Origin of the sequence: Pseudomonas sp. 20P_3.2_Bac5 (assembly GCF_025466035.1) — a bacterium.
Taxonomy (GTDB): domain Bacteria; phylum Pseudomonadota; class Gammaproteobacteria; order Pseudomonadales; family Pseudomonadaceae; genus Aquipseudomonas.
Window position 1 is genome coordinate 158,331 of sequence record NZ_JANLOA010000061.1, and the last position, 25,492, is coordinate 183,822.

Sequence of the window (25,492 nt, forward strand, 5' to 3'; positions counted from 1 at the left end):
GCACCGTGCGCAGGTCTTTGAATTATTAGGAAACATCTTCATGCCCCGCTCCCTGGCCGGCGCCCTGGCCCACAATTTCCTCGGCCAATCGCCGCGCTGGTACAAGGCCACCTTGTGCCTGTTCCTGCTGCTCAATCCGCTGCTGCTGTTCACCCTCGGTCCGGTAGTCACCGGCTGGGTGCTGGTGGTGCAGTTCATCTTCACCCTGGGCATGGCACTCAAATGCTACCCGTTGATGCCCGGCGGGCTGCTGCTGGTGGAGGCCTTGCTGCTGGGGATGACCACGCCACAGGCGCTGTACGAAGAACTGCAGCACAACTTTCCGGTGATCCTGCTGCTGATGTTCATGGTGGCCGGGATCTACTTCATGAAGGATCTGTTGCTGTTCGCCTTCTCGCGTATTTTGTTAGGAATAAATTCCAAGTCATTGCTTTCACTAACTTTCTGCTTCCTTTCTGCTTTCCTGTCCGCCTTCCTCGATGCGCTGACCGTGACCGCAGTGATCATCAGCGCCGCAGTCGGTTTCTACGCCGTCTATCACCGCGTGACCTCCGGCAGCAATCCGCGGGGTGAAGCACAGATCGACAGCGACCAACAGATTCCCGAGCTGGCCCGCGAAGACCTGCAGCAGTTCCGTGCCTTCCTGCGCAGCCTGTTGATGCACGGCGCGGTGGGCACCGCGCTGGGCGGCGTGTGCACACTGGTGGGCGAGCCGCAGAACCTGTTGATCGGCCATGAGTTGGGCTGGCACTTCCAGGACTTCTTCTTCAAGGTCGCGCCGGTATCGCTGCCAGTGCTGGTGGTGGGCCTGGTGACCTGCGTGCTGCTGGAGAAGCTGCGCTGGTTCGGCTACGGCACCCTGCTGCCGGACCGCGTGCGCCAGGTGCTCGCCGCCTACGCCGCCGAGGACGATGCCCAGCGCACCGCCCAGCAACGCGCCGCGCTGCTGGTGCAGGGAATTGCCGCGCTGATCTTGATCGTCTGCCTGGGGCTGCACATTGCCGAAGTGGGCCTGATCGGCCTGCTGGTGATCGTGCTGATCACCTCGTTCACCGGCATCACCGATGAGCACCGCCTGGGCCGGGCCTTCCAGGACGCCATGCCGTTCACCGCGCTGCTGGTGGTGTTCTTCGCCGTGGTCGCGGTGATTCATCAGCAGGCGCTGTTCACCCCGCTGATCCAGGCGGTGCTGGCGCTGCCGGCGGAGCAGCAGCCGGGCATGCTGTTTATCGCCAACGGCCTGCTCTCGGCCATCAGCGATAACGTGTTCGTCGCCACCATCTACATCACCGAGGTCAAGCAGGCGTTCCTCGACGGCGCCATGAGTCGCGAGCATTTCGAAACCCTGGCCGTGGCGATCAACACCGGCACCAACCTGCCCAGCGTGGCCACGCCGAACGGCCAGGCGGCGTTCCTGTTCCTGCTGACCTCGGCTATTGCGCCGCTGATCCGGCTATCTTACGGGCGGATGGTGTGGATGGCGTTGCCGTATACCGTTGTCATGGGCGGCTTGGGCTGGTGGGCTGTGACCTACTGGTTGTGACGCGCAAATCCTCGAAGAACGCCTTCTTCCCATCCACCTGCACCGAAGCCCGGGGCAGGTTTGCCTGCTCCCCGTTAGGCACTTCCACGTGCCAGTAGCAGTGGCGCACCGCCCGGGTAATCGCGACATAGGCCAGCCGCAGGATCTCTTCCTTCTGCGCCGTATCGAAGGCTTCCGGATCACCCGAGCGGCCCAGTCCCGCCAGTCGGTAGACCTGATTCTTGTACGGCGAACGGGTCACATACTGGCAATCCCCGAGCATGAACACCGCGTCCGCCTGCAGGCCCTTGGCGCTGTGATAGGTCAATTGCCGCAGCCGGCGCTGCCCAGGCGGCAAGCTAGAATCCACATTAAAAACAGACTGAATATGATCTGAAATCAATGCCTTATCAGAACCTTTTCGAAACAGGATCATGATCGAATCGCCGCGCCGGTAGTGCTCCATCACCTGCTGTGCCAGCGCTGCCTCGTCCCGCTCCTGCACCTGCACCGGCCAACGCTCTTCAGCCGCCGCCCCCACCGCCTTGGCCTTTTTGCCGGTAATCGACGGCGCGGACTTCACGATGTGCTCGGCGGCGTCGATGATGTGCTGGTGGCTTCGGTAGTTGTCGGTGAGCATCACCCGGGTGCTGGAAGGCGCGACGAAGGTCTTGGCGAACTCCATGAAGTACTTCGGCGAGCTGCCGCGCCAGCCATAGATCGACTGCCAGTCATCGCCCACGCAGAGCAGCGAGGAATGCTGCGCTTTGCGCCCGACCTGCATGGCCGGGCCACGACGACGGATCTCCCGCAGGCTGGCCCGCAGCCAGGAAACAATCTGCGGCGAGACATCCTGGAACTCGTCGACCATCAGGTGCGCCAGCGGCCGCAGCAGCGGGTCGGGCAGCAGGCGCAGGTTCTCGGGGTTGTTCTCGCCGAACAGGGCGAACATGCGGTTGTAGCTCATCACCGGCGGCGACTGCCCCAGCAGATGGTCCTCCAGCGCCTTCCAGTACAGGCTCAGGGCCTCGAAGAACTGCGCATCGCTATCGCCCTGCGGGAAGCTCATGCCACTCACCGCGACCGCGACATCCAGCCCCAGGTTTTCGATAAAGCCCGCCGCCGTGACGAAAGCATCCAGCAGCGGCACCGCGGCCAACTCGCCCTTGACCTTGTAGTCGAAGCCCGGCCCGGCCACCGCATCGCCCGCCAGGGACGCGGTCAGGCGCTTGGCGGCAGCATAATTTTCCAACCAAATCACAGGCTTATCGCAGAAAGCTTGAAACAGGGTGCGTTTGATCACCCACTCAGCCCAGACCGGCAGCTTGGCGCTCGGGCGCTTGTACTGCTGGTTTTCTCCCGGATCGAAGCCCAGCACCACCCAGGCATCCAGCTCGGCGATATGACCATGGAAATGGAAGCGGCTGCCGTTGATTTCGACCGTCTCACGGCTCGGCTCGATGCCCTTGATGGGCCAGGCACCGGCGCCAAACCACAGGTCTTCGATGGTGTCGCACAGTTCTTCATCGCGACTGGCCGAGAGCTGGGTCACCGCCATGCGTTTCTGCACGTCGGGATGGTCTTTTTCCAGCGACTTCAGTTGCACCGCCTCGCGGCGCAGCCCGCCGATCAACGCGGCAAAACGTGGATTGGCCCGCAGCAGGTCGCGGTAGCACAGGTTGAGTTGCTGACGCTGGGCGTCGTTGATGCGCAGGTCGAAGGGATTGCTCTCGGCATCAGCTTCGGCGCCGGCAGGCAGCTCGCTGCCGAGGGTCTCGAAAGCGCGCACCTGGCTGAATCCCGGCAGGCTGCGCACCAGCGGCAGGATCCGCGAGTGGAAGGTGCGCACCAGCTCCCGCGCCTGCGCCGGGTTCAACGCCACCTGCCAGAGGCTGAACACCTGCAGCAGGCGGGCAATGAAGTCCTTGCGCGACTCGCGGGTGAACGTCACCACGGTCATGGCGTCCAGCTCGTAGCCCAGGTAATGGCGCAGCAGCAGGATGCGCAGCACCAGTGAAGTGGACTTGCCCGCTCCCGCGCCGGCGATGACACAAGTGGAAGGCGTGTCGCTGAAGATCATCTTCCACTGCGCGGCGCTGGGTTGGGCGTGCTCCGGCAGGTGCCGGGCGACATCGGCCTTGAAGCGCTTCTTCAGCTCGGCGGTGAGCGGCAGGCGCCAGTCGTCGAACAGGCTGTCGTCAAGGCCGGGAATGCCATGGCCGTCGGGGCGGGTGTCGCGGATCACCAGCACCTGACGCCCGGCTTCGTAGCCATCGACACGCCCCTGGTCGTAACCCTCGCGCAGGCCATCAGCGTGGCCAGTGCGCTGACCACTGGCATGGCCTTGGAACCACGAATCACGGTGTTGCGCCCGCAGGCGGTTGAGGCCACGGCCAAGCAGGCGCGCGGTGAGGCGCCGAATCCACGGCAACTGGGCGGGAGGGGTCAATTCGAGGGGTTGCGGGGGAAGCTTGTCTGACACACCGGCTCCGGCTGGAAAATCACATAAGCCGGAAGTTTTACCCCATTCGGGCGCAATGGGACAGAACTGATTGTCTGGAAAATCAGGGGATTAGCAGGGGGATTTGAGAAAGGTCATCGCTGCGGCAAGGAGCCCGGCAAGCCGGCTCCCACAAGGTGGAAGCCGGCTTGCCGGCGATCGGGGTCAGGAAATCGCCTTGTCCACCAGCTCCTGCGCCTCGCTCACCAGACGCTGCAGGTGCGCATCGTCGATAAAGCTTTCGGCGTAGATCTTGTAGATGTCCTCGGTGCCCGACGGCCGCGCGGCGAACCAGCCGTTGGCGGTCATCACTTTCAGGCCGCCGATGGCCTGGTCGTTACCCGGTGCATGGCTGAGGATCTGCTGGATCGGCTCGCCCGCCAGTTCCGTGGACTTGACCTGCTCCGGCGCCAGCTTGCCCAGCAGGGCCTTCTGTTGCGGATTGGCCTTGGCCTCGACGCGGGTGGCGAACGGCTCGCCCAGTTCGGCGGTCAGCTCGGCATAGGCCTGGCTCGGGTCACGGCCGGTACGAGCGGTAATTTCAGCCGCCAACAGTGCCGGGATCAGGCCGTCCTTGTCGGTGGTCCAGACGCTGCCGTCCTTGCGCAGGAACGACGCACCCGCGCTCTCCTCGCCACCGAAGCCCAGCGAGCCGTCGAACAGGCCGTCGGCGAAGAACTTGAAGCCCACCGGCACTTCGTACAGGCGACGGCCCAGACGCGCGGTGACCCGGTCGATCAGGCCACTGCTGACCACGGTCTTGCCAACCGCGGCATCGGCACGCCACTGCGGACGGTTCTGGAACAGGTAGTCGATGGCCACGGCCAGGTAGTTGTTCGGCGCCAGCAGGCCACCGGTCGGAGTGACGATGCCGTGGCGGTCGTGGTCCGGGTCGCAGGCGAAGGCCACGTCGAAACGGTCACGCAGGCCAATCAGGCCTTGCATGGCGTACGGCGAGGACGGGTCCATGCGGATCTGGCCGTCCCAGTCCACCGACATGAAGCGGAAGGTCGGATCGACCTCGGCGTTGACCACTTCCAGGTTGAGCTTGTAGTGATCGGCGATTGCCGACCAGTAGCGCACGCCCGCGCCGCCCAGCGGATCGACGCCCAAGCGCAGGTTGGCACCGCGAATGGCATCGAAATCGATGACGTTGACCAGATCGGCGACGTAGCTGCCGACATAGTCATGGCGATGGGTGGTGGCCGCCTTCAGTGCCTGCTCGTAAGGCAGGCGCTTGACGCCCTTGAGGCCGTCGGCCAGCAGTTCGTTGGCCTTGGCCTCGACCCACTTGGTCACATGGCTGTCGGCCGGGCCGCCATTGGGCGGGTTGTACTTGAAGCCGCCACTCTGCGGCGGGTTGTGCGACGGCGTGATGACGATGCCGTCGGCAAGGCCGGCGGTGCGGCCGCGGTTGTAGCAGATGATCGCGTGAGACACGGCCGGGGTCGGGGTGTACTCGTCGTCCTTCGACAGCATCACTTCGACGCCATTGGCCGCCAGCACTTCCAGAGCACTGGCCAGGGCCGGGGTCGACAGCGCGTGGGTGTCGGCGCCGATGAACAGCGGGCCATCAATGCCCTGGGCCTGGCGGTACAGGCAGATGGCCTGGCTGATAGCCAGCACATGGTTCTCGTTGAAACTCAGGTCGAAGGAACTGCCGCGATGGCCGGAGGTGCCGAAGGCGACCCGCTGGGTGGCCACGCCCACATCGGGCTGGCCAGTGTAGTAAGCGGTCAACAGACGCGGGATATCGACCAGTACGGAAGCGGGAGCCAACTTGCCAGCCAGAGGACTGAGCTTCATGCAAAACCTCAAGAAAAAAGTTTCGGGGTGATGAAATCACGCAGTTTACTGGCACTTCGACTACAAGGCGACGATGAAGATCCACGCCACCTGACTATTTATCCTGAGGCGCCCACCAGGCCGGAAACATCCGTTGCACGCGGGCTTCAGCGAAACGGTCGTCGATCAGCATGACGGTGCCACGATCCTCGGTGCCACGGATCACCCGCCCGGCCGCCTGGATCACCTTGCGCACACCTGGGTAGAGATAGGTGTAGTCGAAGCCTGAACTGAACAATGCCGCCATGCGCTGTTTGAGTTGCTCGTTCACCGGATTGACCTGGGGCAGCCCGAGGGTGGCGATGAAGGCGCCGATCAAGCGCGTTCCCGGCAGGTCCACGCCCTCGGCGAACGCCCCGCCGAGCACCGCAAAACCAATGCCGTAGCCGTTTTCGACAAAGCGATCGAGAAAGCCCTGACGCTGCTCTTCATCCATGCCCGAGGATTGCGACCACTGCTCGATGCCCGGATAAAGCTCGGCCAGCAGCGCCGACACCTGCTGGAGGTATTCGAAGCTGCTGAAGAACGCCAGGTAATTACCCGGCTGATCGCGAAACTGGCGGGCAATCAGTTCAACGATGGGCGCCAGAGAAGCCTGGCGGTGCTGGTAGCGGGTGGACACCTCGCTGACGATACGCACCTGCAACTGCTCGGCCACGAAAGGCGATTCGACCTCCAGCCAGGCCGTGTCGGCAGGTATGCCCAGCAGGTCGGCGTAGAAATGCCGTGGGCTGAGCGTGGCGGAAAACAGCACGGCGCTGCGCGCGGCGGCGAAACGCGGGGCCAGCAGCGGTGCCGGCACCACATTGCGCAGGCACAGGGTCGAAAGGCTGCGGCGCCCTGCCCCGTTGCGCTTGCTGATGTCGAACAGGAAGTGCTCGTCGAACACCTCGCTCAAACGCAGGAACTGCAAAGCCTGGAAGAAAAACTGCAACAGCGCCGGGTCCACCGCCTGGGGCGTGCGATTCATCAATTCCTGGACCAGACCGACGCAGCGTAGCAACGCCTTAAGAAACGCCGTCGGCAGCTCGTTGCCCGCCTGATACGGCGCCACCTGTTCCTTGTGCAGGCGGTTCCATTCGCGGTTGAGGCTCTGCAAGGCGCTGGCCATGCCCGCCGGCGGTTCGCGGCGCAAGGCCTGCAACTGGCCCTGGTCAAGGCTGGCGCTGTACATCTGCCGCGCCCGCTCCACCAGGTTGTGCGCCTCGTCCACCGCCAGCGCCAGACGCCATTGATCGGTCTGGGCAAGGCCGAACAGCAACGCACTCTGGTCGAAGTAGTAGTTGTAGTCCGCCACCAGCACATCGACCCAGCGTGCCAGTTCCTGGGCGAGGTAGTACGGACAGACCTGATGAGCCAGGGCCAGTTCGCGGACCTGGGTTTTGTCCAGCAGCGGCAGGCGCATCGCTGCCTCGCGGGCGGCTGGCAGGCGGTCATAAAAGCCTTTGGCCAACGGGCAGGCGTCGCCGTGGCAGGCGGTGCCGGGGTATTCGCAGGCTTTGTCGCGAGCGACCAGTTCCAGGCTACGCAGGGCCAGCTCGGGATCGGCCGCCATTACCTGACGCAGCGCATCCAGGGCCAGCCCGCGGCCCGGGGTCTTGGCGGTGAGAAAGAGGATCTTGTCCAGCGGCTGGCGGGGCATGGCCTTGAGCAACGGAAACAGCGTGCCGAGGGTTTTGCCGATGCCCGTGGTGGCCTGGGCCATCAGGCAGCGGCCGGTGCTGACCGCCTTGTACACGGTCTCGGCCAGCTCCCGTTGCCCCTTGCGAAACGCCGGCCAGGGAAAGCCCAACGTCTGCAGCCCGGCATCGCGCAGCGTCAGGCGCCGGCTTTGTTGCTCGGCCCACTGTACGAAGCGTCCGCATAGCTGGTGGAAATAGGCTTCGAGCTCGGCGGCGTTGGCGGTGCATTCGAAACGGGTTTCCTGGTCGCTGTCGACATCCAGGTAGACCAGCGCCAGGTTGATCGTTGCCAGGTTGCGCTGCTGGCACATCAACCAGCCATAGACCCGCGCCTGTGCCCAGTGCAATTGCCGGTGGTTTTCCGGCTGGGTGTTCAGGTCACCGCGATGGGTCTTGATCTCTTCCAGGCAATTGCTGTCCGGCGCATAGCCGTCGGCACGGCCACGGACTTCAAGGCTGCCGAATACCCCGTCCAGCGCAACCTCGGCCTCGTAGTCGCTGCCGCGCCGCCTCACCACCCGGCGATGCCCGGCCACCCCTTCCTGCGCAGTGGGTGACGGGGTAAACCGCAGGTCCAGGTCGCCGACCTTGGCGGTGAACTCGCACAAGGTGCGCACCGCCACCCGATAGCTCACGGGCTCGCCCATTCGACGTGGCAGACATCCACCGGCAGCCCGTGGGTGGAGCAGAATTCGATCCAGCGCAGCTGGTTGTCCTGCAGGCGGTCGCCGGGGCCTTTTACCTCGATCATCCGGTAGCGTTTCTCTTCGGGCCAGAACTGGATCAGGTCGGGCATGCCGGCGCGATTGGCCTGGATATCCTCCAGCAAACGCAGGAAACACTGCTTGAGGTGCGCGGGCGGCAGGCATTCCAGTGCCTGTTCCAACAATCCCAGGGTCAGCAGCTCCCAGTACACGAACGGTGATTGCAGGCCGTGCTTGGCGGCGTAGTTGGCGAGAATGGTCTGGCGGTAGCGGCCATCCTCCAGTTGCCCGAGGCAATCGGCGAACAGCTCCGCGCGGCGAGCCTGGAAGCCGGCATCCAGCAGGTCTTGCGGGCCGCTCTGGAACGGGTGGAAGAACGCACCGGGCAGCGGCGCGAAGATCGCGCTCCAGCACAGCAGGCCGAACAGGCTGTTGAACAGGGTGTTCTCGACATAGTGAACCGGCGCCGCCTCGGCCTGTTCCAGGTGAACCTGGACGGCCCGCTCCACGCCCAGTGCCGCCAGCTCCTGCGAGAGACACAGGTCCAGGCGACTGATTACGTGCGGCTTGCGCCGTGACTGCGGCGGACCGCCGAGCTTGCGCTTGAGCCGCGGCAAAATCCGGCTCAGCGCCTGAGCTTCGGCGGCGTTGCCCGGCTGCTCCGCGGCCAGCAGCGCCAATTCGAGGGCTGCGGGGTAATCGCCGCTGCGCTCGAGCACGCGGATATGCCGCTCCCGCGCCTGCGGGTGGGCGCAGTCCGGATAGATCAGCAACGCCCGCGGCCAGTCGCCCTGGCGCTCGCAGTGGTAGGCAAGCTGGTATTGAACGCGTGCCCGGCGGCGCTCCAGCCACGGGTTGGCCGTGCTCAGGGCGGCCAGCTGTCCGAGCAACAGGTCGATATCCGGTTCGCTTTCCAGTTGTTCGGCACAGGCATGCAACGTCAGGCACAACTCGATATCGGCCCGCTCGCGCAAGGCCCGGGAATCAGTGCTGAAACGCACTTGCTCATAGCGCAGCAAACCCAGGTCGGCGAGGACGAACTCGGACCAATCCTGATAGAGATTGCCGAAGAACATCAGCCGCAGACGGTCGCAGAGCGCCTGCTGGCGCAGCACATAGATCGCCTCCTCGCAGTCCGGCCACCACTGCCGTAACGGCCGCGGCTCGGGAAACTGCTCGTGCAACTGCTCGAACAGCTCGTGCTTGGCAGCTTTGGGTCGGCTCAGCACGGCGGCAAAACAGGTACTGATTTCCTCCTTGAGCAATACCTCGAACAGCGCATCCAGCCCCAAGGGCGCGTCATCATCGACCCAGCCCAGCGCCAGCAAGGGTTCCAGCGCCTCGCGGGGCGCACCTATCTCGGCGTAGACCAGCCGGCGCTCACGGAACAGCACGCCTTTGCGCATCACCATCCGCACCAACAACGCCTGGCTGGCCTGCGGCAGGCGCTCGAATTGCTCGATGAAGGCGTGTTCGCCGGCATCCAGCAAATCGGTGTAGCGCGCACGCAGCCAGTCCAGCACTTGGCGGAAATTGTGCAGGTAATAAAGCGGGTCGTTGACGGAGTGGGCGATCACGAGCGGTGCAACCAACGGAGAACGGACACTGGTTATACATACAGATCAGCGCTATTGGCAACCGCACAAGATCAATGGTCGGGCGCGTCCGCGCATGCCTCGATCAGCGCCTTGCGCCGATACAGCGCCTGCAGCGTGGCCATTGGCAGCCCACTGGTGCCGGTCAGCCATTGCACCACCGACTCCGACGACGGCTGCCCGTGCAGGGCCTTGTGCAGATAAGGCAACGCCACCACCATCCCCGGGTGACAGCGCCGCAAAAAGCCCTCCAGCGCCCTGCCCTGGCTGACGAAGGGCGAGAACAGCAGGCAGATCAGTTGCGCCTCGCTGGCACCAAACGCCTGCGAGGCAAAATCTCCGGCAAGACGCCTTACCTGCAACAGGTCATCGGCCTTCTGCCAGGGCCCGAGCAACTGTTCACGCAGGGCCATCGGCAATTGCTCGCGCTGCATCCCCTCTTGCGCACGTCGCAAGCAGTCTTCAAGCCCATCCTGATAGCAGCGCCCGTCGACGAACTCGCTGCGCAGGCCCTGCAGATGCGCGCGCAACAACGGGTTGCCGGGCTCCGTGACGGGAAACGCGAACGACCATTCATCGTGGCGGTAGCGCAGCAATTCGAGCAGAAGCTGCCCGGAGCCACAGGACGGGTCGTGGACCAGGTCGTCCACGGCGATAAAGCGCGGCATGCGGCTGCGAGGTTCGGGCGCTTCGGGCTTTTCCGCTACACCATCGACAGACGCAGGCGCCCGGTATTCCTGGCGCACAGCGCAGGCCAGCTCGAACAAGGCGCGAGGAAAGGCCTCGACCGGCCGCACCCGCGGCAGCCCGACCTCACGCATCATCCGCAGGGCACCGGCAAGAAAGCGCTTGCGCCGTGGACCGGGGTCACCGCTGACCAGCACGTCGACACCGCCGTTCCAGGCTGCGCCGAGGCGATGCAGGTCGGCCAGGTCGAGGTAATGGCGGTGGGTCAGGGCCAGGTGCGGGTGGCCCGGCGTCAGATGACCCGCCATCAGCACCGCGTGGCGGTCCGCCTGCTGCTGCGGCCGGGAAATTGCCTGACGGGCATCGAAGGGACGCACCTGGCCATCATCGACCATCAGCAGCTCGACCCGCGGATCGTCATGCACCACCAGCGCGGCGAACGCCCGCTCGATGTTGCTCAGCACGACGGCGGGCATATCGGTATGCCGCGCCGTGGCCACCCGCAGGTTGAACGTGCCGGGCGAGCGCGCCGCCAGGCTCAGTTGCGCAGCCCTGAGAAAGGCCAGCGTGTGGGTGCTGTCCTGACTGCCGGTGTGCACCAGCATGACCTTCAACCCATGGATGCATTCAAGACCTCCGGCAATCACCATTAGCCGCTGGATCAGCAACTGCAAGGACGCGCGTTGGCCCTGGGTCAGGCGTTCGAGCAGTCGCTGCAGGACTTGCTGATAGACATATTGCATGGCTTGGTCATGAATCGCGCCCATAGTATTTCCCTGATATTTATTGCAACTATTGAAAACTGGAAACACACCCGAAAAGATGCCCAAAGAAGAAACTCTCCTTCTCTTCGGATTCAATTTTTACTTTCAATGTAGGAATCTAATTCCAGCTTGCAGGAAGTTTCTTACATCCCAACCAATACACTTAAACACGCACTCCCGACAGGCTTCGCCGGAAGCCCCGACACCCGGAACGCGCCTGCTCCGGCTGGAATTCAAGGCAATCAACAATTCAACGTACATATCTCGCTCCTTGAGACGACAACGGCAAGGCGGGTTTGATTACGTGCGGGAAGTCCTCTGCGTCCTGATGCAACTGATACTTTTGCACAGCGCAGCGTAATTCTACGGACACTGGAATACCTTTATTCCCACAGCAACAACATAGCCGAAGCAAAGTCCTTAGTCCGCATAAGACTAATAGGAAATTTCTGAAATTTTAGGAGGTAAATTTCACAAAAAAGCCCGAGCATATTCTCGGGCTTTGCAGGAGGGAGCTGAAAATACTGTCAGGCGTCGGGCAGTTCCAGTACTACACGACCACCACACGGGCACTCGTCCATATGCCGGTGAGCGTCGACGACACGCTCGAACGGGTAGACCTGGATGATTTGCGGCAGCAACTGGCGGTCAGCGGTGAACTGGTTGATATCCCGCAGCGCCCGGTGCAGGGCGACCTGGTCCTGGGTGATGCCCAACTCCGGCTTGCCGGTGAAGTTGCTGATGCAGTGGACAAAGAACTGGATGTTCTTCTGGAACGCCGCGCAGGCCGGGAATGGCGTCTGGTTGCCACCCTGCAGGCCGTACAGAACCAGGCTGCCGCGCGGTGCGAGGACATCGCCGAGCAGCGACATCTGCGGCCCGCCGAGCCCGTCCAGGACCATGTCGACCCCACGGTTGTCGGTGTACTTGTTGATCTGCATGAGCAGATCCTGCTCCTCGGTGACGATCACCTTGTCGGCGCCCAGCTTGAGCAGCGGCTCGCGCTGTTCGGCGTCGCGGGTGGCAGCAATCACCTTCAGACCCAGGGCCTTGCCCAGTTGCACGAACGAAGGGCCGGCGCAGTGGCTGGCATCAGTGACCAGCGCAGTCTGCCCGGCCTTGGCACGGGCCAGATCGACGTAGGCGAAATAGGCCATCAGCAACGGCGTGTAGTGCACGCTGGCTTCGATGGGGGTCAGGATATCGGGGTAGCGGGTCAGCGCCAGCCGCGGCAGAACGATGATTTCGCCGTAGACCGGGTGATCGTTGGGGCTGCTGGCCGGGAAGCTGGCGACCTTGTCGCCCACCGCCAGGTCATCGACACCTTCGCCCACCGCCGTCACCACGCCCGCCATCTCATGGCCGATGCCGACCGGCAGACGCGCCTGGGACGGCGCCAGATTCTGCCGCCAGAGCACGTCATACCAACTGACGCCGATCGCCTGGACACGAATCTGCACTTCCCCGGCAGCCGGTGCGGGTGTTGGTTGCTCTTCGATCTTGAGCACCTCGGCCGGACCGAACTTGTGGAAACGGATCATGCGGGACATCGCAAACCTCGCCTAGTGAACCTCTAATGCCCTGAACTCTATCGGGGCTTTCACGGTTAGACCATCAGTGGTCATTAATAGTCGACATGCTTGTCATCGATTGGGCTCATGCCGGGCTGCTTGCCGTACACTGGCACACAGCCACAATTTACGGTGCAGGGTAACAGCCTTTGCTCGTAAGATTCACCCCTTGCCCCGAACCGCCAGCGAAGCGAAGCCGATGAACCGTAACGACCTGCGCCGCGTCGATCTCAATCTGCTGATCGTCTTCGAGACCCTGATGCACGAACGCAGCGTCACCCGGGCTGCGGAAAAACTCTTCCTCGGCCAGCCGGCGATCAGCGCCGCGCTGTCGCGGCTGCGCACCCTGTTCGATGACCCGCTGTTCGTCCGCACCGGACGTGCCATGGAGCCTTCGGCGCGGGCAACGGAGATCTTCGCCCTGCTCTCGCCGGCACTGGACTCCATCTCCACCGCCGTCAGCCGCGCGGCCGACTTCGATCCGGCGACCAGCACCAACGTGTTCCGCATCGGCCTGTCGGACGACGCCGAATTCGCCCTGCTGCCACTGCTGCTCAAGCGCGTCCGTGCCGAGGCGCCGGGCGTCGTGCTGGTGGTGCGCCGGGTGAATTACCTGTTGATGCCGACCCTGCTCGCCTCCGGCGAAATCTCCGTCGGCGTCAGCTACACCGCCGACCTGCCGGCCAACGCCAAACGCAAGGTGCTGCGACGCAGCAAGCCGAAACTGCTGCGGGCCGACAGCGTGCCCGGCTCGCTGAGCCTTGATGATTTCTGCAAACGGCCCCATGCACTGGTGTCCTTCGCCGGCGACCTCAGCGGCTTCATCGATGAAGAACTGCAAAAGCTTGGCCGCGAACGCCACGTGGTGTTGGCGGTGCCACAGTTCAATGGCCTGGGCAGCCTGCTTACCGGCACCGACATCGTCGCCACCGTCCCCGACTACACCGCCGACATCCTCACCGCCGCCGGCGGCCTGCGCGCCGAAGAACTGCCGCTGGAGGCGCGGACCTTCGAACTGCATATGGCCTGGCGCGGGGCGCAGGACAATGATCCGGGGGAGAAGTGGTTGCGGTCGAGGATTCAGATGTTCTTCGGGGACCCGGATAGCTTGTAATAGACTTCCACTGAATTCCAAAGAACCCATTAAGAACATAAAGTTACAGCAACAATAAGTCCAAGTCCGTCTGTCCAATCCCACCGGTTTCCAGAGCTCATGGGGGCATAATTGGGGGCAAATTTCGATTGTTACAAAAACGGTGCCCCCACCGATGGCCCTAGAAAACGCCTCCCCTTTCAGACGAAAACTCAGCGATGCCTTCATCCGCTCGCTGACCGAGCCCGGCAAGCACGCCGACGGCGAAGTCCCCGGGCTCTACTTAGAGGTCAGGGCGTCAAGCAAGGTCGGAAAACCACCGTCCAAGTTCTGGCGGTTGAAGTATCGGCTGCATGGCAAGGAGAACCGCTTCTCGATCGGCGCGTACCCTTACATCGGTCTGAAAGAGGCGCGCGACATTGCCCGCGGCGCACGCCGCGACGTGGCCAACCACATCGCCCCGCTGAAGGCCAAGACCGCCAAAATCGAGGCACAGTTGCTCAATGAAGAGCACACCTTCGAGTATGTCGCCAAGCAATGGCTAGCATTTAAGTCTGCCGAACTGGTGACCAAATCCATCGCGGGGTTTAGTGGTGCGCTGAGTAACCACATCTTGCCTGCTATCGGCAATAAACCGATCAGCGAGATCAAACTGGAGCACATCACCACAATCATCACGGAGCTGCGCCGCCAGCGCATCATGGCCATGGCCCGGCGCATACGCACTATCATCCGTTCCATCCTGGGCTTTGCCGAAGGTCGCGGCTGGGTGGAGCGCAACGTGGCGCTCAGTAACATCGAGGAGCTGAAGATTCGCCACGTCGTGACCAGTAACCCGGCGTTTGAAAGACCAGCAGACCTGGGCAGGTTTCTTCTACGCCTAGATGATTGTAACGACGGTAGCGTTGCAACCGCGATGCGTCTGCTGGTGATGTTGCCGGTCCGCCCTGGCGAACTGGCGCAGATGCGCTGGGAAGATGTCGACTTGGTGGGTACCGATTGGCGTTATGTGGTGAGCAAGACCAAGCACCTGGACAAGAGCAAACACATCGTGCCGTTGCCTGAGCAAGCTTTGGTTCTGTTACGCGAGCTACATAAAACCCGCGTGGTGGATGAAGAAGGCAAAGGCTGGGTGTTCGTCTCGCCAGTCTATCCGGGACGCCCCATAAATCCGACCTCCATGCTCAAGTCCTTTCAGCGCATCTGGCCAGAGTACGACATCACAGCCCACGGCTTTCGCGCGACCTACAGAACCATTGCCCACGAGCACTTGGGTATTGATCCAATTGTGCTCGAACTGTCGTTATCCCACCGCATGCCGGGGGCGCTAGGGGCTGTATACGCGCGCGCCCAACTGCTGGTACAACGCCGGGAAGCGGCTCAACAATGGGCTGACTATTTAGATCAGTTGCGGCCAAACGCTGCGCGAATAACCACAGATTGACGATACAGAGAATACAAATCAGTAGATTGGAGCTGGAAACGAGACTCGCATCTAGCGTCCGACTCATTGAAATCTAAGGGTTTTGTTTTCTTGCCGAAGCAGGTAAAGACTTAATCCTGGACTTATTTCTAGAGTACATCAAGCGGTCATGCTGCCAGTGTGGGGCATGCTTTCACACCGCGGACCTGCCGCCGATGACCCGATTGCCCGCATGACCGGCGATTAGCTCTATTGCCCGTTTTTAACCCGACTCCAGATACGTGTGCGCAGCCGGTCGGTCTCTAGCGGCATCGCTTCCAGCACGAAGAGTTTCTTCATCACGCTTTCAGGCGGGTACACCATCGGGTCGTTGAGAATGGCCTTGTCAACCATGCCTTCAGCGGCAGCGTTGCCGCTGGCATAGTGCACGTGGTTGCTGATGTCAGCCATGACGTTGGGTTCCAGCAGGTAGTTCAGAAACGCGTAACCGGCCAACAGGCAAGCCGTAGAGAACCTAGGCCAAGGCACAGCGTTAGGTCAAATTCGACGACTGACGTGACATAACCATCTCCTTCAGAATCTCGCGCACAAGCCGGCTCGTCCCCGCCTCTCCACGATATTGACGTCGGTCGACGTTAGCGATAGCGAATTGATGCTTTTCCGGGCTGGTCACCTCAATAGATAAAGTGCTGTCCACATTTATCGAGCAAGCGATGGCGCACTGAGGCAGACGGTTCGAAAGAACAGCTTCGAGCTCACTTTTGCTCATCGTCTCCATGGTCAATTGCTCCATTCCATCATTGAAGAGCATAAGGCTAGAACATTCTGGTGACAGACCCTTGCTGCGGCTTGCCTTTCTGAGCTTGCTTCTACCCCACCGATGGCATATACGCATCATTGTGCCACACCACGCATTGGATCCATCAAGGAGGCAAGGACCAAATGTCAATCACTAACTCAAATCCGACCATACTCGACAATGATTATCAAAGTGCCGTTGTCGATGTGGTATGTCTGTTTCATAATAAGCTCTGTCACTTAGTATTTGCCACTGCACAATTACTTCCCGCCGAGCTTGGTGCTCCAGCCGAAGAACCGTCGACCAGCTGCTCGGTCAAAAAATTGAAGAGCGGCAGCCGATTGGTGCGCCGTCGCTATGTCGTGACGGCCAAGCAAGCCCAGGACTGGTATCACAACTGCCTCACTGGTGAAGTGCAATTGCTGATGGGCGATGAGCAACGTTACCAACTGCTGCACGAGAGGCTATTCGCCGAACCGGCCTGGCCACACCTAGTGACCACGGAAGACTTCGTCGCGGTCAGTGACGTGGAAGGAGTACTCCGCGTGCACCACCTGATGCCTCGTCACTGCCCGACCATAATATCTCAGCTCTGCGACACCGAGCCGGCAGCAGTCTCGTGGCTCTGCAGCGAACTGGGTATCGATTTCCTGCGTCATCCAGAACAATTCGGCTCGGTACATCTTCTTTTGCCGAATCCCGTCTTGCGTGACCTGCAGATCAGACTCCATGTCGATGAGCATGGCGCGGAAAGAACCGTACTGCGACTGTCACCAAGACATAACCAGTCGGCCACAGGTCTTCAAGTAATGATGCTGGAGCATCGGCCTACGGGAATAAGCGCCATACAAACTGTCACTGCCGAGGGCTCGTACTTAGAAATACCTCATACAGGGACAGCTGAGAAATTCGAGCTGTTCATTCGTTGCCCGGTACGGGGCGTGCTGGTTTGGAAAAAAGAACGCAGCTACTGCAGACAGATGAATTTCGGTCTGGAGGTCATCGGTACTCAAAAAGCGATTCAAATCCCCGGCAAGGATGGCCTCTCGTTCAACGTTGCGATCCGAGAGCGGGTTTCGGAGCGTGTGATGGGCAAACCTGCTGGCGCTAACGGCATCCCCGCCAGGCTGCGCAAAGGACAGTATGACCGTCAGAGAACATCGGCAGCCGAAGGCCTAGGGCAAAAATGGCTGCATCGCAACCAAGAAGAGGCCACAAGCTTCGTCCGCCAGTTGATCGGCGAGGCCAAACATCGTGTATGGATCATCGATCCATACTTTGCGACGGCGGGGCTTTTCAGTTTCGCCGCTGCCACGGCCTATTTGAACACCGCAGTGACGATCCTCACTGGCGCAAGCACCGCAATGGCCAAGGCTGACGAACACTACAAGGACAAGGAGGCCGGAGAGGCCATGTTGCTAAACACATCCCAAGATCACATGAAGCACATCAAAGTGCGCGTGATGACGGGTGCTATGCCAACGGTGCATGACAGGTTTCTGGTAATCGACGAAGATGTCTGGTTCACCGGAAACTCGCTAAACTCGCTCGGCGAACGTGCCGGCATGATGATCAAGCTTCCCGCACCTGAGCCGGTGATCGACAAGATCAGCCAGGTTCTGCATGACCCGGATCGGACCAAAACCCTAAATGATTGGGTGCAGCATCGCCTGGCGACGCGCGAATCTGCACCGTGCTCAAAGTTCGTCAAACTGCTCCGTTGGGCCCGCAAGCTCAAACGTGGATCGCTTGGTATGCCCGGTCCTTCTTCGAGAACCGAACCGTCTGCTTTAGCGCCTGCCAGCCAAACAACGGATACGTCGAAGCGGAGAAAATGCCATGATTGATCCACGCATCGCTGAAACTGACTATTACGTCAATCGATGTATCCAAGAGGATGAAGTGGCACGCGCACTCTGCGAACAGCCCTGGGTCCCCTTCGCACGAGACGCCATTGCCGGACTACTGGGCCAGTTTCTCGCTAACCTCAATGGCGACACCGAAGACATTCCTGAGAAGCTCCGTGATCACAGCCTGCTGCACCGACAAGCACTCGATAATCTAGACCTGCCAGAACAGTCGAAGCATGCGATTTACACCGTGTTGCAGGCTCTGAGAAACAATGACGCAGAGCGTGGCGAAGCCCTAATCATCGGCCTTGCTCTAGGCGACGCACTACTTACACGCGCTCAGTTCAGTACCGATATCGTGCCAGTGGCATTGCTTGCCAAATACGATTACCTAATCACCATCGGCTTCACCGAAGCGACCCAGGACGCTCTCGCATCGACGGATCATCCACTGTGGCATGCATTGGAGTCTGTCATCGCCTATGAGAATGAGCTGCATGAAGATCCGGACCACTTCCGCCATCAACATCGAATGGACGTGCTCAAGGATTGGCAGCAACAAACAGACATTTGCGAGCTCTGGCATTCACATGCCTGGGGAATGAGTTATCTAGGTCCCGAAGTGCTCTCTCTGCTCATGCCTGCCCGCCGTGCCGATGCAAAGCGCTTTCTTCAAATGGCTGAAAAGCTCACCTTCCCGACGATTGCGTCTGACATGCTCTACACATATGACATTCGTTACGATTTCGACCATCTGCTTACACTGTTGGAAAGTGCCCCAAACGTCCAAAGTAATGAAGGCAACTGGAACCGAAACGTGATGGCACCTCTACTGCTTGAAGTTGCCTTACGATATTTGCAAGAGCTTGGCAATCCACCGGGAAGCGCAGAGCCTATGGCAGATCTGGACGAAATCAGAATCAAGGTTCGTTCAATTCTGTCGGTGCTGCTCGCACGCCCCGACGGTGATTACCTTTGCGTGAACTGGCTGGTACACCTGCTGAGGCCGATTCACCGGGTCTGGGCCTCCAGATATGTGGATACGCTCATCGATGAATGCATTGTTCAATTGGCAAACAATGAGTTTCCAGCGGCAACGCTAATCCTGCCTCCGGTAGAGCCACTGAAAATTGGGCTTCAGGATCTCAAACTGATCACGCTAGCGGACAAGGAAGACGAGCGCGCCTACTTTCACTTCTTCATTGCATTAATACTGCACAAAAAGTTGCCCATCGCAGCGAACTTACGCGAGGCGTTCGAGAGCCTTCTGGTTGCGGCCCGCAGCCAGTTCGGTTCCTCAACCCAGTACAAATATAGTTGGCAGCATACGTTGGTCGCAGATCTCTATCTAAGCGACGAGGAGTCTGTAACCGACAGATGGCGAGTTGCATTCAACCGTTTCGCGCCGATGCTCAGACGTGATCGGCTGGGACAACCCATCAGGGATCTCGGTGTCCCAAGCCTGTTCCTTGCGGGAGTGGGCATCGCCATGATCCGAACGGGCACGAGTCCGGACGCCCCGCCGGCTCTTGCGGCACAGATGATCGAGCTGTGGTCGGCGGTCTTGGAGGCCGCCTTCCACGCCCATGTCTGCTCCGATCCTTTTGACACCTGGGCAACTGTGATCGAAGACCTATTTCGGTGTTATCCAAGGATCCAGAAGCTCAAGGGGGATGATCAGTCAAGCGCCCTGCTGGCTTACATCGAGCGCCTGGGCGCAGATAATCGCTTACTTACCTTGGCTATCACAGCACTTGGCACAGCAGGGCTAGATCTGCGCGAAATTACCGAGGACGACAGCCTGCAAAAAGAATGGGAGGATCGCATCACCGCGTACCTCGCGTGGAGCCTGCAATTTGAGTCACGCCAGCTACCAGCTCATCTGCGCAGTTACTGGCACAAAAGACGCCATCGACGAGTTTCTTGAGGTCCCCGGGCCTGGCCAGTCTGCGTAAAGCGGCGCCGCAATATGCTACAAAATGGACGCCGCTTTTTATGGATCTAAGCCGATATACCGGGAGAGATGCGACGCGAGAAGAGGCGTAGGCTGTCCAAAGACTCAATCAATGTTTGCAGAAGGCCTAGACGTTGACGATGATGCGTGCACAGGAACAATTCGGATCGAGGTCAACGATACACTCGCTGAGAGGTCCGAGATCTGGCGCATTGATGTCGTAGGAAATGTCCAGGGAGCCAGGACAACTGGAAGCATCGTAGAAACGTCGGCGCGGGAGGTGCTGTTTTGCAACGCATTGAATGCTGCCCAAAACTGCTCATGGCTGCCTAAAGAAAAGTCCTCCAGTCTGAACGAAGGTGTTCTGTCCGAAAGCAGACGGCGGAAAACCTCCGCGATAGAGGTTTTGCCGCAGTTGTTGCGTCCCACAATCAACGTGGTGCCGTCTTCAAGACCGAGGCTAACGTCCTGAAGCAACCTGAAATTTCGTATTTCAACGCGCTCGATCTACATGATATCCCTACCGTGAAATCGTTAGGCCATCACTGTAGACGTTAAGGCAGCGTAGTCAATTGCGAAGATAATGCAGCTCGGCGCCCACAACTGAAAGCGCTCTTCCAGACGCAATGACGCCTCCATTGAAACGTTCCGCGCAACGAGTGGCCTCTGCGAATTTCAGAAATCAGCCGACTGTGATCGACCATTGCATCGCAACTATTGGGTTGGCGGACACCAGCTTCGGGTCGATAATCGCCCTAGCTGACTGACTACTTTCGGCCAACACTAGCCATACGTTAAGCAACCACTGGTGTGCCGAAGGGGAATTCCATACTCGTTACTTCACGCATTATTGCTTCCGCCGCCTTTTGGGTAGGGAGAATTGAGGCGCGAAAGGCTGAAGCCACCGAATATTCCGATGAGCGCGAGATTCTAACCCACTTCTCATTTTTTGGGCTTGGCCAGCAGAGCACTGAATTCTGGCCAATATTGGGATGGATGTACTCGCTTAGACGATCGTAGTCACTACGGCATTCGGTGTATGAACTTTTCTTCGACGAGCGATCAATCCTTGTCATGATATTTTTGGCCTGAATTGTCAGCATGTCGTCTTCGCTAAACTCTCTGAGCTTGGATGGCGTGGCCGAGGCAATCACATCTTTCACAAAATCCAGACGGTTCCCGCTTGTTGCGTTAATGAGCGCCTTGTCTATAGAGATCACTCGATCAAAATACCTATCAGGGTGATCGCCACGGTTTTGCTTCATATGATCAAATAGGTCAAAGACCACGGCAAAAATCTCAACCATGCTTCTTGCCGCGAACAGCATTGAATAGAAATTTTTTGAGGAGAATCCATCCAAATACATCCTGAGAAAGTGGTTCACCTTGTAGCTAGTGACAAACGTGAAATGCATCAGCCTGGCAGCAATGACCTGCTGAGCGTAATTTCTAAGCTTCTGCTCATCGTTTGCATATTCGGCTGCGTGGGATACCATCACAGGCATTGGGAAGTCGTAGTCTTCGGGAAAGTTCTCGGTCCACAAAAGGACTGCTTCGAGCCGCGAGAGCTCCGTTTTCCAGCTATCAGGTAATGAAGGAAGTTCAGACATAAGCCTATCAAATAAGTAGGCGACAGAACAGGCGCAAAGCTCCCACCACTTCTGTCGCATGACGTTCCCTGCTCATGCATAACCCCCTGAGCTAACTGTGCCGACCGTTTGAGGCACAACACTGGCAAAGGCGAAAAAACGACCCAGCCTGCCTCAAGATACGAAGTTGTCGGCAATGTGTCTACCGCCTGCTATGGCTCAGGCGCTTTTCGTCTATGAGCCCGTTTCTGGTCGAACGATCCCCCCAAAGTCCGCGTCCTCCCGAATCTGTTGAAAAAGGTCGGATTTCAGAAACTTATACTGAGCCTGAGCAATTGATCTTCGAGCTGAGCTGAGCAGGGCAAAGCATTCCGAAGTGGAAGCGGCTAACAAAGTTTTGACACACTCGGGGTCAACAGGAACTATTGCCATTTCGTATGCGATCCATAAACCCCACCTACCCCGTGGTGGGGCAACGGTCTACCGTGGCATCTGCGGCGAGCAGTTCCACGGTAGTAACGCTTCGTACTCTTCGACCGATGAGGCGTGCGGCAACCGCTCCAGTACGTGGCGCAGCCACGTATAGGGCTCTTGGCCGTTGACCTTGGCGGTCTCGACCAGACTGTAGATCTTTGCGCTGGCAGTGGCGCCGTTGACGGTATCGCTGAATAACCAGGCCTTGCGTCCGATGACAAACGGCTTGATCGCTCTTTCGGCCGCGTTGTTGTCGATGGGCAAATAACCCGCTTCGACATAGCGCTCCAGTCGGCTCCAGTTATTCGCCAAATAATGCACCGCCTTGCCTAGTGTGGTGTTTCAGAAATAACGCTCATATTTTTCTATTCAATACCTCGGCCGCCCGGCCAACACTCGCCAAGATGTCCTCGGCCTTGGACGCAAGGCCTGGTTATTCAGCGATTCGATACCAGCGGAAGGGTCGAGGGTTGGCATTGTGGGTAGTCAGGTAGTACTCGATAGACTCTTCCAGATCTTTCACGCTGGTGTGCGCCTGGCGCTTGATCCACTTCTCACTCAACGTCGAGAAAAAGCGGTCAACCATATTCAACCAAGATGCCGAGGTCGGTGTGAAATGGACCTGGTAGCGCGGGTGTGCTGCAAGCCAAGCTTTTATCTTGTCGGTCTTGTGTGTCGCATAGTTGTCCATCACCAAATGAACGGGGATGTCGCCCGGTACGTTGGCGTCTACCTCCTTGAGGAAAGCGAGAAACTCTGTGCTTCGATGGCGGCGCTTCAATCGCCCAATAACTTCACCCGTGGCAATGTCCAGCGCTGCGAATAGAGATGTAGTTCCGTGCCGCTTGTAATCGTGAGTGCGAGTTACGGGTTTCCCCGGCGCCAGAGGCAACCCTGGCTGGGTGCGGTTTAACGCCTGAATCTGGCTTTTCTCGTCTATACACAGCACCAGAGCCTTGTCGGGCGGATTTAGGTAGAGCCCAACGATGTCGTGGACCTTATCCACGAACAGCGGGTCGGTCGAGAGTTTGAAGGTCTTTTCCAGATGAGGTTTGAGCCCGAAAGCGTGCCATATCCGCATCACACTGGCAGGAGAGATGCCCGTCGATCGGACGCTTAAAACCTCAACAGGCTTATACATCGCGGTCCATTTCGAACCTTTGCCCGCAAAGTGACGACGAATGCGTGCGACCGGGTTGCTGCTGTAGCCTACAAAGTACCGGTCCCCTTCTAGCAGTAACACGAATAGCGAGTACTCTCCGCTATTGTCCAACTCAGTATGGCCGACAACGTCGCAGGGTGGTTGTCCTGGGGCCATCGCGGAGACGACACTGTTAAAGGCCTCGACGCCAGGCAGAGCACCTACCACGTAATGGTGACCATGACTGATCAGGGCCTTGGCGGTGAGTTCATGGCTCAGATTAGTAAAGAAGCCACCTCGAACATTCTGATACCCATGGATGCGCATTAGCGCGAGAACTGCTTCGTTCTCTGCCAACTCGCCGGCCCTGTAATCAACCTCTCCCAAGTCGACCCGGCGCACTTCGCGGACAGGTGGATGAAGGCGTGTCCATTAAGATCCCGTGCCACTGAAATGCTTTTTGATGCGACGATTTGAATCCTTTGCCTGCCCCACATAAAACTTCCCGTTTGCCAGTTCCAAGACATACAGTTCGCGAGCGGCAAGCTCCAGTTTCCAGTCCATGGTGAGATCCATACCAATGTCGAGTCCGTAATATATGCACGAGTCGCTGATGTTGCCATTCACCAAACGGCGCAACGGCATCGATATATCGCATCGCTTAGCTCAATCGCATTTCGCGAAGAGCAGCTTTGAATCGATAGTTGCCGTTCATTAATGTTCCCTCTTGGTCAGAATCAGTAGCATGCGAACACTGAACATTGGCCAGGCATCGCAACATCCGCGACACGGTATGCGGGATGGACATTTCGTTTCGCTACAGGATGGTCATCCTGCAAATTTCCTACTCAAACGCTCCCATCGGCGGCAACCGCTGCAAAAGCGAATTACTTAGCGCATCACGCAGTCCTGTCGGGATGCTCGGTGGTCCCTGCCGAAAAATCGGGCTCACCATCTGCCCGTCAAACTCATTGAGAATGGTGTCGATGATCTCATCTGGTACCTTCGTCATATCGTATTGAACGATGGGCGTGGTGCCAGGAAACAATGTGTGTATTGCCATGAGTTGCGCCAGCTCGGCCAGCTTCAGTTCATGTGTCGCGACAAAGGCGACTTCGACATGGCCACCATTCACTGGTGGCTTCAATAGCAGTTCTGGCGTTCTCAGCAGCAACAAGTCCCACGCGGTAGCGGAAATATTTCTGAGCGCCTTTTTACGTGAGGTGTTCTCCTTGATTCCGAGCAGAGAGCCTGCTTGCCCGCTGAAGTAATGCAAAGCCAACTGGCTTTCCCGCGCAAGCGAGACATTTACCGTGGAGCTGATAAACCGCTGATAAGCAATATACTGGTCTGCTGCCGAGGCGCCTCGCATTTCAAATTCCCGTAACAGAACCATCTTCAGCAATGCTATCTCGGTGACTTCAACTGTCTCCAGAGCCTTACGCTGGGTGTGGGTTGCGATAAATGAATGCACATGCCGCTCGGCAATCTCATCAAGGGAATCTACGCCCTCCTTCGCAAGATAATGCGCGACGGCGGCCGGGAGCAGGCGGACGTTACCTGTCGCCAGAAAATAACCGGTGTCCATGGCTAGGAACCGATAAAGCAACCGTAAGCGCCGTGTGGCATGAAGTATGAAATTTGCGCGCGTTGATTTTGCATACTGCTCGATCAAAAAGAAGCCCGCGTTGATATCCCAGCCTTCGCGCGAGACAAACTCAATAAAACCTCGCATGCCATCATCTATCTCAGCACCAGACATCAGCGCTGCGATGCCGTCCAACAAATTGGAATCGACCACGACCCTGGCACAGGCCGGATAACTCAACTCGCCTTCTTCCCGGTACTGTTGGTTAATTAGGTAAGGTTGTTTACCGCCGAACTGATCGATCAACATGACGGGCTTATTTACACCAAAAATCTTCGTGCCGCGTAGCCAAGGCGAATCAATTGGGGAATCTTTCACCAGCCACTGGAATGCCGTCACGATGCTGCCCTCCATTTCCCAAGAATTTTTTTGAATAACTGCATTCCGAGCCTTGTGCAGCGCGAAATGAGCAACGATCAACTCGACACTGTGTCCATAAGGATGTCCATCCCAAACCCTTTCCGCACTATCTCGCATGGCTGTGTGGATCATACAGAGAGTCTGGGTGACGGTCCGCTCGAGGTATGCGTTGTCACTCGTCAGGTTCCCCCTCCGCCTCGCGCCGCTACGGGGGCAGCAGCCTAAATTCCCAGCCTGATGCCGGCCATAATGAAGGCCCAATAATGCGTAGGCGCGATCATGAAAACAGCT

The 25,492-nt window shown here is 59.2% G+C and carries 16 protein-coding genes and 3 pseudogenes; 5 read left to right on the plus strand and 14 right to left on the minus strand.

Annotated features, from left to right (window positions below; all coding sequences use genetic code 11):
• Window positions 1-40: 40 nt before the first annotated feature.
• Window positions 41-1,543: a sodium/proton antiporter NhaB gene (nhaB, locus tag NTD88_RS10465; protein ID WP_262154949.1), complete on the plus strand. Its 1,503-nt coding sequence runs from the start codon at window positions 41-43 to the stop codon at window positions 1,541-1,543.
• Here the strand turns inward: nhaB and NTD88_RS10470 are convergent.
• The 6 genes from NTD88_RS10470 to NTD88_RS10495 all read right to left on the minus strand — a co-directional run bounded on the left by NTD88_RS10470 (window position 1,500) and on the right by NTD88_RS10495 (window position 12,849).
• Window positions 1,500-4,004: a UvrD-helicase domain-containing protein gene (locus NTD88_RS10470; protein ID WP_262154950.1), complete on the minus strand. Its 2,505-nt coding sequence runs from the start codon at window positions 4,002-4,004 to the stop codon at window positions 1,500-1,502. The genes nhaB and NTD88_RS10470 overlap by 44 nt on opposite strands.
• Before the next feature lie 183 nt (window positions 4,005-4,187).
• Complete coding sequence (pgm, locus tag NTD88_RS10475) at window positions 4,188-5,828, minus strand: phosphoglucomutase (alpha-D-glucose-1,6-bisphosphate-dependent) (RefSeq protein ID WP_095155088.1); 1,641 nt, start codon at window positions 5,826-5,828, stop codon at window positions 4,188-4,190.
• A 94-nt stretch (window positions 5,829-5,922) separates the two neighbouring features.
• Complete coding sequence (locus tag NTD88_RS10480) at window positions 5,923-8,184, minus strand: ATP-dependent DNA helicase (protein WP_262154962.1); 2,262 nt, start codon at window positions 8,182-8,184, stop codon at window positions 5,923-5,925.
• Window positions 8,181-9,830 carry a VRR-NUC domain-containing protein gene (locus NTD88_RS10485; protein ID WP_262154951.1) on the minus strand — a complete coding sequence of 550 codons (1,650 nt, stop codon included), beginning with the start codon at window positions 9,828-9,830 and terminating at the stop codon, window positions 8,181-8,183. Before NTD88_RS10485 ends, NTD88_RS10480 begins: the two co-directional genes overlap by 4 nt.
• 71 nt (window positions 9,831-9,901) lie before the next feature.
• Window positions 9,902-11,278, minus strand: coding sequence for a hypothetical protein (locus tag NTD88_RS10490; protein WP_143501927.1), 1,377 nt, complete (start codon window positions 11,276-11,278; stop codon window positions 9,902-9,904).
• A 548-nt stretch (window positions 11,279-11,826) separates the two neighbouring features.
• Window positions 11,827-12,849 (minus strand): zinc-dependent alcohol dehydrogenase family protein, encoded by a 1,023-nt coding sequence (locus tag NTD88_RS10495; protein ID WP_095155091.1) that lies wholly within the window; start codon window positions 12,847-12,849, stop codon window positions 11,827-11,829.
• A gap of 220 nt (window positions 12,850-13,069) precedes the next feature.
• On the opposite strand from NTD88_RS10495, the gene NTD88_RS10500 reads away from it, so the two are divergent.
• Both NTD88_RS10500 and NTD88_RS10505 read left to right on the plus strand, forming a co-directional pair.
• Window positions 13,070-13,984, plus strand: coding sequence for a LysR family transcriptional regulator (locus tag NTD88_RS10500; RefSeq protein WP_095155092.1), 915 nt, complete (start codon window positions 13,070-13,072; stop codon window positions 13,982-13,984).
• 154 nt (window positions 13,985-14,138) lie between these two features.
• Window positions 14,139-15,407 (plus strand): tyrosine-type recombinase/integrase, encoded by a 1,269-nt coding sequence (locus NTD88_RS10505; protein WP_262154952.1) that lies wholly within the window; start codon window positions 14,139-14,141, stop codon window positions 15,405-15,407.
• A 228-nt stretch (window positions 15,408-15,635) separates the two neighbouring features.
• Here the strand turns inward: NTD88_RS10505 and NTD88_RS10510 are convergent.
• Together NTD88_RS10510 and NTD88_RS10515 are read right to left on the minus strand one after the other, a co-directional pair.
• A pseudogene (locus NTD88_RS10510) lies at window positions 15,636-15,878 on the minus strand (spermidine/putrescine ABC transporter substrate-binding protein PotF); the annotation flags it as partial.
• A 40-nt stretch (window positions 15,879-15,918) separates the two neighbouring features.
• The gene (locus tag NTD88_RS10515; protein ID WP_262154953.1) at window positions 15,919-16,164 is read right to left on the minus strand and encodes a hypothetical protein; all 246 of its coding nucleotides are present in this window, start codon (window positions 16,162-16,164) and stop codon (window positions 15,919-15,921) included.
• Window positions 16,165-16,328: 164 nt separating this feature from the next.
• On the opposite strand from NTD88_RS10515, the gene NTD88_RS10520 reads away from it, so the two are divergent.
• Window positions 16,329-18,032: a phospholipase D family protein gene (locus NTD88_RS10520; protein ID WP_262154954.1), complete on the plus strand. Its 1,704-nt coding sequence runs from the start codon at window positions 16,329-16,331 to the stop codon at window positions 18,030-18,032.
• Window positions 18,025-19,962 (plus strand): hypothetical protein, encoded by a 1,938-nt coding sequence (locus NTD88_RS10525; protein ID WP_262154955.1) that lies wholly within the window; start codon window positions 18,025-18,027, stop codon window positions 19,960-19,962. The genes NTD88_RS10520 and NTD88_RS10525 overlap by 8 nt, the downstream gene beginning before the upstream one ends.
• A gap of 132 nt (window positions 19,963-20,094) precedes the next feature.
• Here the strand turns inward: NTD88_RS10525 and NTD88_RS10530 are convergent, their stop codons facing one another.
• The 6 genes and pseudogenes from NTD88_RS10530 to NTD88_RS10555 all read right to left on the minus strand — a co-directional run bounded on the left by NTD88_RS10530 (window position 20,095) and on the right by NTD88_RS10555 (window position 25,333).
• Window positions 20,095-20,466: an ATP-binding protein gene (locus tag NTD88_RS10530; RefSeq protein WP_262154956.1), complete on the minus strand. Its 372-nt coding sequence runs from the start codon at window positions 20,464-20,466 to the stop codon at window positions 20,095-20,097.
• Between the two features lie 317 nt (window positions 20,467-20,783).
• Window positions 20,784-21,659 carry a hypothetical protein gene (locus tag NTD88_RS10535; protein WP_262154957.1) on the minus strand — a complete coding sequence of 292 codons (876 nt, stop codon included), beginning with the start codon at window positions 21,657-21,659 and terminating at the stop codon, window positions 20,784-20,786.
• Window positions 21,660-22,058: 399 nt separating this feature from the next.
• A pseudogene (locus NTD88_RS10540) lies at window positions 22,059-22,391 on the minus strand (transposase); the annotation flags it as partial.
• Between the two features lie 16 nt (window positions 22,392-22,407).
• Window positions 22,408-23,163 (minus strand): annotated as a pseudogene (locus tag NTD88_RS10545) (IS630 family transposase); the annotation flags it as partial.
• 462 nt (window positions 23,164-23,625) lie between these two features.
• Window positions 23,626-23,757, minus strand: coding sequence for a GIY-YIG nuclease family protein (locus tag NTD88_RS10550; RefSeq protein WP_262154958.1), 132 nt, complete (start codon window positions 23,755-23,757; stop codon window positions 23,626-23,628).
• 280 nt (window positions 23,758-24,037) lie between these two features.
• Complete coding sequence (locus tag NTD88_RS10555; protein WP_262154959.1) at window positions 24,038-25,333, minus strand: hypothetical protein; 1,296 nt, start codon at window positions 25,331-25,333, stop codon at window positions 24,038-24,040.
• Window positions 25,334-25,492: the final 159 nt, after the last annotated feature.